Here is a 12757-nt window from a genome sequence, read left to right on the forward strand (position 1 = left end):
ATCGGTAGAGGATACGCATTGCGCGTAGTCATAAGAACTCTTGGTGCGCGAGCGTGGCGCCGTCTTGAGCAATGCGCCGCTAAAGGCCAGACAAATGTTCGCCTCGCACATTATCGAAGACTCATCGACAAGGACTTCGACATCGGTGTCTTACACGATTTCATCAAGCGGTCGGTAAAGGAGGTGTTCCCAGCACCCATGATGTAGGCGGGCCTGTATCAACAAAGTAATTGGGATGGAAGTACCCAACGCTTAGAGCACGGCATTACACCTGCAGTCAGATTGTGGCGAGAGATAGTTAAATCTACCGCCACGTCCCATGATTACTGAGCGAGAACCTCAGAGTGACTATTCCTTCATGAGCAGTGCCGCGATGCGTTCGAGGTCCTCTGTACCTGCGAACTCAATGACAATTTTTCCTTTGCGCCGACCTTCGGAGATTGTCACGCGTGTGTCGTAAGCATCTGAAAGTGTTGACACAAGCCTCTCCCCTAGTGGGGAGATTGTCTTTGTGCGCGGTTGTGTTGGTGTTACGGGACGTCGCGGTAAGCCGAGACGCACGAGTTCCTCAGTCGTGCGAACAGAGAGTCCTTCGGCCACGATACGCTCGGCTAGCCGCTCCATGTCGGCTGCTTCCTGTAGGCCAAGTAGTGCACGCGCATGTCCGGCACTGATTGAGCCTCCTGCGAGCTTGCGCTGCACCGCCGGTGGCAGCTTCAACAAACGAAGGGTGTTAGCAATCTGCGGACGAGAGCGTGCAATACGCTTCGACAGTTCCTCCTGTGTGGCACCGAAATCAGCCATGAGCTGCTGATAAGCTGACGCCTCTTCCAGGGCATTTAGCTGTACTCGGTGAAGGTTCTCCAAGAGGGCATCTCGCAGGAGATCATCATCTTCTGTATCGCGAATAATCGCCGGCACAGTGCTATTGCCGGCTAGTTCGGATGCACGAAGCCGACGCTCACCCATGATCAGCTCATAACGAGCTTCTGGCTTTGCCTCTAATAGCGCGCGCAACGCTTCGGTGGGTTCATCCGTCGGCTTAATTGGCCGGACGACGATAGGTTGAAGTACACCGACTTCGGTGATCGATGCGGCAAGTTCTGCCAGCTCGTCCTCATCAAAGACTTCACGCGGCTGACGGGAGTTCGGGATGATCTCCTCTACCCGAAGCACGGCGAAGCTCGCTCCGGGTACGGCCATAAGCTCCGGCTCATCGTCAGATGTTTCACGTGAAACACCAGGACCTGTTCCCATAATGGCGTCGAGCACATTGCTTGTCACACGTCCTTGTTGGGCAGCACCGCCTGAACTCTGCTCCGCACCATTGGCCTCTATTGAAGCTACAGAGGCCGTCCCTGCCTTCACAGAAGCATTTTCCCCGCCCGACAATGTTTCACGTGAAACACTGCCATCACGCACGGATGCCTTTACTTTGGAATCACTAGGCTGTGCTGCAATCACACCAGAGTTCGCCGACTCGGAGACCATTTCCCTCTGACGATCTTCCTCCACTAGAGGGCTCGCCGCAGCCTTTCCTCGACGGCGCGACGCCTTTGTATCAGCAGATGTTTCACGTGAAACACTCTTCCCAGACTTAGCTGAACGTCGCGGCTGTAAAAGCTCACGAGCTGAACCACCGCGCGCACGAGATGACTGTGCCGATGCGGACTCAGGGAAAAGAACATCAAGAGGCCGCGCACCTTCAGCGGGAGAGGCTGGTGCAGCATCGGGAATCAAAGAGCCCAGACCATTACCCAGCCCACGTCGAGGGCGGGAAGAAGATGTGCCCTGAGGCGTCGAGCGACCATCGGCCATGTCATGTCCTTTTCTCGAATGCGGTGCAATCGCCAACTATCCGTTGCCAGGAGAACTCAGGCCATCCGTTGCGAACAGCTAGCGCGACCAACTCATCGTAGGTACTTAGTCTAACGCGCAATCGAAGAGCGTGGGCATTCAACTGACAGGAAGAGGCTGGAAACAACGGCAAAGATGCTCCGAACAAGATGTCCGTACACCACTACAGATGGCGAAGCCCATGCGTTGATGCGGGCGTTGCAGATAATTTTTCGAAGGGTGCACGCCACAAAGTGAGGCCACAGCGAAGGCAGAAACAATACAACCTATGCCAGTCAAATCGAAGGCTGAAGAATCCGAAGGCGACAAACGTAGCGGAAGCAGAAAACCACACAAGGATCACCCCAGATGATCCAAGCCATCTAGTGCACTAGAACACGCGTCGTACCGCACGGAACAAGGGGCGGCACGTCTCTCCCCTGCTCGTCCTCAAGGCAGTCTATTGCGCGGCAAGCCGTTGACTGAGCTCCAAGGCTGCTTTGCGATAGGCCAAGGCTCCTGCTGAACGAGGATCATAGGAAACAACGCTTTGGCCGTAGGATGGCGCTTCAGAAACACGCACAGAGCGCGGAATCACCGTTTCTAAAGTCTGTGTGGGGAAATGCTCACGAACCTCGGCCTCGACCTCTTCGGATAGCTTCGTGCGACGGTCAACCATGGTCAACAGCATCGTCGACACGAAAAGGCGTGGATTCAGTGCAGCCTTAATACGTTCGATTGTCTTCCATAGCTGTGTCAGACCTTCAAGGGCGTAGTACTCAGTCTGAATGGGAATCATCACCTGATCGCTGGCAACCAGAGCATTGAGGGTGACCAGACCCAGAGATGGGGGGCAGTCAATGAGGACAATATCGACCTCTTGATGATCAGCAACAAAAGAGGAAACGGCATCTGCAAGAAGGTACTCGCGTCGTTCAAGATCGACGATCTCAATCTCAGCGCCCGAGAGGTCAATCGTCGCTGGGCAAACCAAGAGTCGTTCGCTATCGGGGCAGCGCTGCAAGGTGTCGACAAGGGGCGTGTTGCCGATAATGACATCGTAGGTAGATAGAGTCCCTGCAGAGTGAACGATGCCAAGTGCAGAGGAGGCATTGCCCTGCGCGTCGGCGTCAATGACAACAACATTAAGGCCGCCATTGGCCAGGGCGACTGCCACATTAACGACGGTAGTTGTTTTACCAACGCCGCCTTTTTGATTGGCAATCGTCATAACCACAGGTGATGCTGGTCGTAGGAACTGAGCCTGATCTAACATGCGCTGATCAGCCAAATTACGCTCAAGCTGAGCGGAAAGAGGCGTGCCTCCTGTTGACGTGCCCATTGCTACCTACCTTAGAAAACCGTATCTACCCACCACTTTAGAGCAGAAGCGAGGTCATCCTCTAGGTGACGACCTCGCCCTGCGTCGTGTGAAGCGCACACTCACTTGATGCGTCGACAGACGACAACGAATGTTGATTCTTCTTCCATTATTGAGGGGACTTCGTGAACCTCAGCCTTCAGATGATGACGCTTCAATTCGCCAGCAGCCTCCGTAACCTCGGCCTCAGCCCGACGCCCCTTCAAAGCCACCAAAGAGCCTCCCGGCGCAATCAGCTTCGATGTCATACGCACAAGTTTGCTCATATTTGCCACTGCCCGTGAGGTGACGACATCTGCCTTCCCCTTGCCACGTAGCTCTTCGGCCCTGGCCTGGTGAATAGTGACATTATCCAAGCCCAGCTCGTCGACAACATCAGCTAGCCACTCGCAGCGGCGCTGCATAGGTTCAGCCAAGTGGACATCCAACTCGGGACGCGCAATCGCGATCACGATACCTGGGAAGCCCGCACCCGAACCAATATCAAGCACCTGCGCCTGCCGGGGCAGGAAATCAAGTACCGCAGCGGAGTTCACCAGATGGCGCGACCACAAGCGCGGCAGCTCACGTGGACCAATGAGTCCGCGTAGTTCGCCTTCTTCTTCAAGCATGTGGGCGAAAGCTTCCATCTGCCCAAAGGACAAACCGAAGAACTCACGCACCGCATCAGTGGGCTGCTCGAAAGTCAGAACTTCTGGGAGTTCAGGAGCGCCGTCAGGGTAAGCCGTGGGATTGGCACAGTGACCCTGACATCCTGAACCCTCAGTGCCTGTGGAGTCATGAGCGTGGTGGTGCATGCTCACTCTTCTGCGTCGCTTCCATCCTCGTTATCGTCTCCAGCGGTGTCCGCAGGAAGAATAACGACAAAACGATGGGGTTCGACGCCCTCAGATTCGGACACGAGGCCGGCTGCCGCAACAACGTCATGGCATACCTTGCGTTCAAAGGGGTTCATTGCCTCCAAACGCTGCGGTTCTCCGGTAGCACGCAGGCGCGAGATTGCCTCTTCGGTAATAGCCTGGAGTTCTGCCTTGCGACCGGCCCGGAATCCGGCAATGTCAAGCATCAGGCGGGAACGTTCGCCCGTTTCTGACTGAACGGCCAGACGGGTGAGCTCCTGAAGGGCATCAAGCACCTCGCCCTCGTCACCGACGAGACGGGCCAGCCCCTCTGGATCATCGGCCACAATTTCGACGCTGGCGCGACCATTTTCAACATCGATTTCGATATCGCCGTCAAAGTCGGCAATGTCGAGGAGTTCTTCAAGGTAGTCCGCTGCAATCTCCCCTTCTTCTTCAAGGTGAGCCAGGCGTTCCTTTTCGCTCTCTGTCATCGGTATTCCTCATCACTTGTGGGTTGTCGGTTCTGGGGGGCTCAGCGGCCCTTTTTCTTATCGCGTTGGGCCTTGCGTCGTGCTTGACGGCGGCGTTCAAGTTCTTCTGGCGAAAGGCCTGCAGGGTTTGTCGCGTCGCCACTGTCGCTGTGATGTTCGGCTGCTGCCTTGCGTTGGGCCTTACTCTGACGACGAGGCTGCTCGCGGCGTGAGCCCTGTTGCGCACGTCGCTCAAGGTTACGTTCTGTCTGTCGCTTTACCCCGCGCATCCACAGTTCATCGGGCAGGGTCGTCCATTCCTGGTGAGCGAGGTTGCGGTAGATGGTGATGACTTCACCATCGGAGAGCTCTGCAGGGAAATCTGAGGCGATCTTTGCAGACTTGCCGCGAGCAACCAAGGTCTGACGGGTACGTGCGTTGAGTTCTTCCACGGCGGAAGTATCCCCGGACACAGCGGTGCGCTCGGCATCGTAGGTGGTGAAGAACTCCTTAGCCCACGACTGGTAGCGGCTTTGACGCTTGGCAACAAGATCCAGGTAGGCGGGAGAGCCGGGGGTGGGCATGTAGTGCAAGGTCCACAGTTGCTGGGCGAGGGCCCACACGGTGCCCGTCACCATGTACACGAGCAGACCCATCTGGAACACGAAGCCCGTTGCAATGAACATGGCGGGCATCATGTACATCATGAGCTTTTGGGAGCGCACCATGGGGTTGTTGGGATCATCAACCGGGGGCATATTACGCACGAGCATCATGCGCATGGAAAGGAACTGCAATGTCACCATCGTGGCGATAAGGACGATGAAGGTGGCAATACCAAGGACATCCGAGGTGGATCCGATGGTGTTGGACAGTTGGACACCCATCACAGTTGAGCCGTCGATTTCCTTGGCGAGGGTCTGGTCGATGGGGCCAAGACTTTCAGCGGCTTCGCCTCGGTAGGTGTAGACACCGTCGGCGATGAGTTTAACGGCGATGAAGGCCTGGTACATGCCAAAGAGGATGGGCATTTGGACCAAAACCGGAAGGCAGGAGGCGAAGGGGCTGGTCCCGTGCTTCTTGTAGAGGCTCTGAGTTTCTTCGGCCATCTTCTGGCGGGAAAGAGGGTCTGTCTTACCGCGATACTTTTCCTGAATCTTCTTCATTTCAGGTTGGATGGCCTGCATGCCTCGCGAGCTCTTAATTTGCTTGAGGAAGAGCGGAATGATGAGGATACGAACAACAATGGTCACCAGGATGATGGAGATTACCCAGGCAACACCGGAACCACCGGAAAAGCCGATAGCAACCAGGCCGCGGTGAATCATGACCCACACCCAGGTGATGGCCACCGCGAAGGGGTGAAGGATCAAATCAAACATTCGTGACTCCTCAGTTTGGTCGGAGAGGTCTTCTCCGTGGTCATTCCGGCGTGCGCCGTAAGTGTGTTGGTGTGAGGTCGGTGTCGTCGACCTGTGTGGGATCGGCCTCCAATCCCATGGGGATGTATGACTCCCCGCTGTGGTGTCCTACCCAATCCTCTGGCGGAATCCACGGCTCTGGTTTCCATCGTCCTGGCTGGGGAACGTGATCCACTCCCCCGTGGGACCACGGGTTGCAGCGCAACAGACGCCATAGGGACAAGATAGTCCCTTTGATGATGCCGTGGACGCTCAGTGCTTCGATTGCATAGTTCGAGCAGGTCGGCGCGTAGCGGCAACTCGGAGGCATCATCGGAGAGATGAAGCGTTGGTACAGGCGCACGGGAAGGATGACTGCCCCCCGCAATGAACGTCGCACTATCTGAGTAAAGGTCATTGCCGTGCCCCATTGTCAGCCTGTTGTGGCAGCGATGTCGACCGGCGGGTGCGACATTTACGAAGGGCGCGTCCAAGCGCATTGTCGAGTTGATTCCCAAGTTCCTCGTAGGAGGATTCAAGGGCTGCTGCGTTGGCGCGGATGACGATGTGGGTTCCGCTGGGGATGTGAGCGAGACGTTCGCGCATGAGGTGTCGAAGTTGGCGTTTGACGCGGTTGCGTCCGGTGGCACGCTTGATTTCGCGCTTGGGTACGACGAAACCGACGAGGCATCCGTGGGGATCCTCGTCGGTTCGACAATGCACGACCACCAACGGCGTTCCGGCGCGCGCTCCCTGGCGGGAGGTTGTCCGGAAGTCAGCCGGGTCAACCATGCGGTGCGCGCGGGGCAACACCTCGCGGCGCCAGTCTCAGGCGGACAGGCGTGCGCGACCCTTGCGACGACGGCTCGCAATGATGGCGCGGCCGGCGCGGGTGCTCATGCGCAGACGGAAGCCGTGCGTCTTGGAACGACGACGGTTGTTGGGCTGGAAAGTCCGCTTGGTCACGACAGTACTCCTCGGGGGGAACGAGGGAACTTCCCTCGTTCATCGGTCAGATGTGTCGACGCCTTTTCAGAGGTTCTGACAAGTGCCGACATGTGTCCTCTGGGGAACACAGACAAACCAAAAGACTAGGAGGCATTTGCGTTTCGGTCAATGAAAGACGTCGGCGTGTGAACACAAGGAGTTATCCACATGTGTGGATGAGGGTGTGGATAGTGCAGTCCACAATCTGTCCGTAACGCTTTATCCTTGCAAAAGTGCCAATGCCCATCTTTTGGCGCGCTCACTGTCATCACCTGTGTAACTACATCGTTGTGATTTGCTGATGCCGTATACACACCTTTGTCCCCAGCCTGTGGAAAACTTGTGGACACGATAGTATGCATATGCGTGAACACAGCCCCTACGGGCATCAATTCGTGGCCAAATTCACTACGTTTCAACACCAGCAGGAGAGCTCATCGTGGTTTCAGACAATCTCTCAGCGGCATGGGCCCACTCCCTGGAGATTCTTGCCGAAACAATCGGACCTGCCACCATTAGCCTCATGCGCCGCGCGCGGCCCCTGGCCAATATTGAAGGCACCATTCTTGTTGCAGTCCCCGACACCTTCGTTCAAAACCGTATTGAAACCCACGCACTGGCCACACTCATTCCCACCTTGAGTGAACTAATGGGGCGCGAAATTCGCATCCACTTCACGGTTGATCCCCTGTCCATTCCCGACACCCCTGTCGAAACGCCAGACGATCCCCCCCACACAAGCCACGCGTATGCGGCAGATAGTTCATCAGAGGGTCCCGCCTCGCACGGTGATACCAGTCATGCTCTGCCCCACCCTTCGCTTCCGAATACCTCGAGTGTCGGCACTCACCACGGTGGGGCCTCTTACGAGGCCGGCCACGGGGCGGGGGCCTCGTCGCCGGAAACGGACGAGGTCCCCGTTGTGACCGTTCCTCCTGCCCTTCAAGATTCCTCCGCAGCGGTTCTACCTGGTTCTGACAGTGGCGAGCACGTCACCAGCTTGACGATTGATCGCAATACAACCAATCTCAACCCCAAGTACACCTTTGACACCTTCGTCATGGGTCCCTCGAATCGTTTCGCGCACGCCACCGCCTTCCAGGTCGCTGAAAGCCCGGGCCAGGGCTACTACAACCCTCTGTTTATGTACGGCGATTCAGGTCTGGGCAAAACCCACTTGCTCCACGCCATTGGGCACTATGCGCTGACGCTCTACCCACATTTGAAGGTTCGTTATGTGAACTCTGAAGAGTTCACCAACGACTTCATTAACTCCATTCGTGAAGGCCACATCGAAGAGTTCCAACGCCGTTACCGCCAGGTTGACCTGCTGCTCATTGACGATATCCAATTCATTGGCGGCAAAGAGCAGACGATGGAAGAGTTCTTCCACACCTTCAATTCCCTCTACAACCTCAATAAGCAGATCGTCATGACCTCCGATCTGCCCCCCGCCAAACTTTCAGGCATAGAGGATCGCTTGCGGTCGCGCTTCGCCATGGGTCTGATGGCCGATATTCAAGCTCCTGACTTGGAAACGCGTATCGCGATTTTGCAAAAGAAAGCTCAGGCCGAAGACCTTGTGGTCAACCCCGATGTGCTGGACTACATTGCCTCGCGCATCTCGGCCAACGTGCGCGAACTTGAGGGCGCACTCTTGCGTGTGACAGCCTACGCGCAGATTAGTCAGCAAGAGATCACCACTGATCTAGCGGCCGTTGTTCTCAAGCATGTCATCTCTGACCCCAATGATTCAGAGATCACCGCCAATCTCATCATGGCCCAAACCGCAAACTACTTCGGTTTCACCGTTGAACAACTGTGTTCCAGCGAACGTGCACGCGCACTCGTTGAGGCCCGCCAGATCGCTATGTACCTGTGCCGTGACCTTACTGATCTTTCGTTGCCCAAGATTGGCGAAGCGTTCGGTGGGCGTGACCACACAACGGTCATCCATGCGCATAAAAAGATTCAGCAGCAGATGCCCAATAAGAAAGAAACCTACACGCACGTGACCGAGCTGACCAACCGTATCAAGCAGGCTGCGCGCAACTCGGGCTGATCTGTAAAAAGCTGGCGCGCTTTGTCTATTCACAGGCGCTGTGACTAGCGGGTGGATGAGTGAGCGCAAGCTGTGGATGACAAGGATCAGAGTGTGGATACTCGAACTTGTGATTTTTTGTCATTCACAGGATCGCTACGCTGATGCAGAAGTTACCCACAGCAGCATCCACGGCGCTAAGCCCTGATTTTTCGGTGAAAACTGTTGTTTTCCACAGAATCCACAGACCCTATGATGATGACGAACTACAAGAAATTCTTGTCATTCGGTAGGGAATCAGAACAGATGCTGCGCGGCCCCTCCCTCAGTGACACACCATTGGAGGACATTCTTGGCGTTAAAAGTGGCCGTCAATTTTTGCTGCGAACGCATGACTACACGAATCGACATGCATGCGGGTACAGTTAGGAAGATACTGCCGCAATTCACAGTGGAGGAACATCCATGAAGTTCACCGTCGCACGCGACGTACTTTCTGAGGCTGTTTCATGGACGGCACGGGCCGTTCCCAACCGCCCTGCAAGTCCGATTCTGGCCGGTGTGCGTATGAGTGCAGCCGATGATGTCCTCACCTTGTCATCCTTCGATTACGAGGTATCCGCGAACTCTGAAGTGGCGGCAACTGTCGAAGAACCCGGAGAAGTTCTTGTATCCGGCCGCCTTTTGGCCGATATCTCCAAGTCTTTCCCTAATCGTCCTGTGCGCGTCGAACTTGATGGCCAAAAAGTCAGCCTGACCTGCGGATCGTCTCACTTCACTTTGGCAGTGATGTCTTTGGATGAATACCCTCTGCTGCCCGCACAGCCTGAAGCGCGCGGCCGGGTAGACGCAGCCGTTCTTGCTCAAGCCGTTCACCAAGTGTCTGTTGCGGCCTCCCGTGATGACACTTTGCCGCTCCTCACTGCAGTGCGCATGGAGATCGAGGGATCGAAAATGACCCTCCTGGCAACCGACCGCTATCGTTTGGCGGTGCGTGAATTGAGCTGGGAACCCAGTGACGAGGCGTACTCGGAAGCAGCTCTTGTCAAGGCACGCATCCTTCAAGATGTCGCTAAGTCCATGACATCGGGTGGTGCCGTCGAATTGGGCGTCAGCCACGAAGCAAAGATGGGCACCTCCTCCCTCATTGGTTTCGCTGCTGGAGGCCGACGCACGACCTCGACCCTGATGGATGGCGACTACCCTGCTGTTCGTCGTCTCCTGCCTGAATCAACACCAATCGTTGCCGTGTGTCACCGTCAAAGCCTGCTGGAGTCGGTCAAGCGCGTGTCTTTGGTGGCAGAACGTAAAACCTCAGTTCGTTTGGCCTTTTCCGAAGGGCAAGTCACTCTTGAGGCTGGTCAGGGCGAGAATGCTTCGGCCTCTGAAGTGATTGAAGCCCAGCTCAGCGGTGAAGACATTGCCACAGCCTTCAATCCTCAATTCCTCATCGAAGGACTGTCTGTCATCGACGCTGATTACGTGCGTTTTGGCTTCGTCCACTCCACTAAGCCTGCCGTACTCACAGGCCAGGAGAAGGAAGACAGCGACGAAATCACGAACTTCCAATACCTGCTCATGCCTATTCGCTTCGGCGTCTAAGCCATGTGCAGGCTTAGGCTTCAAAGAAGTTCAGGCACGTAGTTCCGGTGCGCGTCTCACACCTCGCCGTTGACGACTTTCGTTCCTACAAGCACGCCGTCGTTGAGTTTGATCCGGGTGTGACGGTCCTGGTGGGCCCGAATGGGCAGGGGAAAACCAACCTCGTTGAAGCTCTCGCTTACCTCTCGACTTTTTCCAGTCATCGAGTGTCAGCCGAGGCCGCCCTCGTCCGCATCCCGTCACCCGGAGAAGATCCCGTCGGCGGGGCAGTTGTTCGCACGCGGCTTATTCACGGTGAACGAGAGCATGTTATTGAGCTCGAAATCGTGCGAGGTAAAGCGAATCGTGCGCGCCTCAATCGCACCCAGACTCGCCCCCGCGACATTGTTGGCATGGTGAAAACGGTTGTTTTTGCTCCTGAAGACCTGTCGTTGATTCGAGGCGAACCAGGGGTGCGACGCACCTTCCTTGATGAGCTGACCATCCAAAGAAAACCGCTGATGGTGCAGATCAAAGCGGACTTTGACAAGGTTGCCAAGCAACGCGCTGCTCTCATGAAGCAGGCGCAGGCGCGCTTACGTCGAGGCCACTCCCCCGACCTTTCCACCATCGACATCTGGGATGAAAACTTTGCGCGCCTGTCGGCACGCATCACCGCTGAAAGAGCCGCTCTTGTGCGGGAAATGGCTGATCCTGCCCATCGGGCCTACGACAAGGTTGCCGACTCTCCCAAACAGCTCAGCGTCCGTCTTGATGCGGCCATCGATAGCGTGCTTCTGCCTCACAACGCTGAGGGGAGCGGGGTAGAAGAACACCCCGATCTTGAAGATGTTGAGGCTAATACCGACCGCCTCTTAGCAGCCTTGGTTCACCTGCGTGAACGAGAGATGGAACGCGGCGTGAACCTCGTGGGAGCCCACCGTGACGACCTGCATCTTGAACTGGGTGGCATGCCCGTGCGCGGCTATGCCAGCCACGGAGAATCCTGGTCGGTAGCGCTTGCACTGCGCCTGGCTGCCTTTGAGATTCTCAGCGAACAGGGCGAGCAACCTATCCTCATCCTCGATGACGTTTTTGCTGAACTTGACGCTCGCCGCCGCACTCGACTAGCTGGGCTTGTTGCTGACGTTGATCAGGTACTTGTCACTGCTGCCGTCGTAGAGGATGTTCCAGAAGGTCTTGTGGGCGCCATGATTCATGTGCGTGTAGATGAACAGCTAGGAACGGTGGTCACTCGGGAGAATGTCGATGAGTGAACACCACCCCACCCCCGAGGAAGAAAACATTGATCCGGCGAGCCTCTCCACACGCGGTGAACGCTCCCAGGTTGCTCTCAACGCTTTAGAGCGTTTTCAGGAGCAGGCCGCTGAGGCGGGTTTGCGTCGGCGTTCTTGGCGGCGCCGTCAACGCTCACACATTGCAGGAGCCAGTGAAGAATTTGCCCTGCCCGCCGACGCTGACGACAGCGAAGAGGATGATCCCACAGGCGAGGACGCCGCAGCAGCCGAAGCAGGCGGTGATCGTGCCCAGGTCGGCCGCGACGGTGAACCCACCCCTGAAGACCTCGTGTTCCTGGAAGGAGATCGCCGTCGCTCCCCTGCTGCCTGGATTGCGCACCCGGGTTTGGCGTCCTCACGGCGAAACTATCGGCGCTCATTTTCCCTTGGTGCGGTTTTGGGGACAATGGTGCGTGCTGAAGGGTGGGATCAGCCGACGAAACTGGGTTCGGTGATGGCGAAATGGCCGGTAATTGTCGGGCCAAGTGTCGCCCAGCATTGTGTTGTTGAGACCTTCGAGGATGATCGTCTGATTGTCCGCTGTGATTCAACAGCGTGGGCAAATCAGCTCACCTTGTTGTTGCCCCATATTGAGCGTCGAATTGCTGAGGAAGTTGGGCATGGTGTGGTCACTCAGCTGATTATTCGTGGCCCTCATCGCCCTTCATGGAAAAAGGGCTTGTATTCGGTACCGGGCAGAGGCCCGCGCGATACCTACGGGTAGAGCTAAGGTGGGACAGCTCACCCTCCCTGTTTTCACAGATCATCAGCGATTTACCTGCCATTCTTCCAACTGTCAGAATAATCGGATGCACGAGCGTTTTTGATAGAATGAAACCCTTGGAAATAAGGCAGAACCGCCAATCCTGGTGGTCTGTTAACGGGCCGGAGCATATTCGGCCGACGAGGGGAGCCATTGAG

Annotated in this window: 12 protein-coding genes; 4 read left to right on the forward strand and 8 right to left on the reverse strand. The window is 56.3% G+C overall.

Annotated features, from left to right (window positions below; genetic code table 11):
• Positions 1-348: 348 nt before the first annotated feature.
• From EII11_RS10845 to rpmH, 8 genes are all read right to left on the reverse strand, one after another.
• Entirely contained in the window at positions 349-1818 is a 1470-nt protein-coding gene (locus tag EII11_RS10845; protein ID WP_240623075.1) for a ParB/RepB/Spo0J family partition protein, read from the reverse strand.
• Positions 1819-2296: 478 nt separating this feature from the next.
• On the reverse strand, positions 2297-3178 hold the full coding sequence (locus EII11_RS05715; RefSeq protein WP_124869944.1) for a ParA family protein: 882 nt from the start codon (positions 3176-3178) through the stop codon (positions 2297-2299).
• Positions 3179-3279: 101 nt separating this feature from the next.
• Positions 3280-4014: a 16S rRNA (guanine(527)-N(7))-methyltransferase RsmG gene (gene rsmG / locus EII11_RS05720; protein WP_124869947.1), complete on the reverse strand. Its 735-nt coding sequence runs from the start codon at positions 4012-4014 to the stop codon at positions 3280-3282.
• Between the two features lie 2 nt (positions 4015-4016).
• Complete coding sequence (locus tag EII11_RS05725) at positions 4017-4550, reverse strand: Jag family protein (RefSeq protein ID WP_124869950.1); 534 nt, start codon at positions 4548-4550, stop codon at positions 4017-4019.
• Positions 4551-4591: 41 nt separating this feature from the next.
• The gene (yidC, locus tag EII11_RS05730; protein ID WP_124869953.1) at positions 4592-5911 is read right to left on the reverse strand and encodes a membrane protein insertase YidC; all 1320 of its coding nucleotides are present in this window, start codon (positions 5909-5911) and stop codon (positions 4592-4594) included.
• 40 nt (positions 5912-5951) lie between these two features.
• Entirely contained in the window at positions 5952-6347 is a 396-nt protein-coding gene (gene yidD / locus EII11_RS05735) for a membrane protein insertion efficiency factor YidD (RefSeq protein ID WP_124869957.1), read from the reverse strand.
• Complete coding sequence (rnpA, locus tag EII11_RS05740) at positions 6344-6742, reverse strand: ribonuclease P protein component (protein ID WP_124869962.1); 399 nt, start codon at positions 6740-6742, stop codon at positions 6344-6346. Before rnpA ends, yidD begins: the two co-directional genes overlap by 4 nt.
• Before the next feature lie 15 nt (positions 6743-6757).
• Positions 6758-6895 carry a 50S ribosomal protein L34 gene (gene rpmH / locus EII11_RS05745; protein WP_124869965.1) on the reverse strand — a complete coding sequence of 46 codons (138 nt, stop codon included), beginning with the start codon at positions 6893-6895 and terminating at the stop codon, positions 6758-6760.
• A 499-nt stretch (positions 6896-7394) separates the two neighbouring features.
• On the opposite strand from rpmH, the gene dnaA reads away from it, so the two are divergent.
• From dnaA to EII11_RS05765, 4 genes are all read left to right on the forward strand, one after another.
• Positions 7395-8978, forward strand: coding sequence for a chromosomal replication initiator protein DnaA (gene dnaA, locus EII11_RS05750; RefSeq protein WP_420820444.1), 1584 nt, complete (start codon positions 7395-7397; stop codon positions 8976-8978).
• A 444-nt stretch (positions 8979-9422) separates the two neighbouring features.
• The gene (gene dnaN, locus EII11_RS05755) at positions 9423-10559 is read left to right on the forward strand and encodes a DNA polymerase III subunit beta (RefSeq protein ID WP_124869971.1); all 1137 of its coding nucleotides are present in this window, start codon (positions 9423-9425) and stop codon (positions 10557-10559) included.
• A 47-nt stretch (positions 10560-10606) separates the two neighbouring features.
• Positions 10607-11815 carry a DNA replication/repair protein RecF gene (recF, locus tag EII11_RS05760; RefSeq protein ID WP_124869974.1) on the forward strand — a complete coding sequence of 403 codons (1209 nt, stop codon included), beginning with the start codon at positions 10607-10609 and terminating at the stop codon, positions 11813-11815.
• The gene (locus EII11_RS05765) at positions 11808-12560 is read left to right on the forward strand and encodes a DciA family protein (protein WP_240623076.1); all 753 of its coding nucleotides are present in this window, start codon (positions 11808-11810) and stop codon (positions 12558-12560) included. Before recF ends, EII11_RS05765 begins: the two co-directional genes overlap by 8 nt.
• Positions 12561-12757 lie beyond the last annotated feature (197 nt).

It is taken from the genome of Schaalia canis, from assembly GCF_003858455.1.
In the GTDB taxonomy this organism is placed as follows: Bacteria; Actinomycetota; Actinomycetes; order Actinomycetales; family Actinomycetaceae; genus Pauljensenia; species Pauljensenia canis.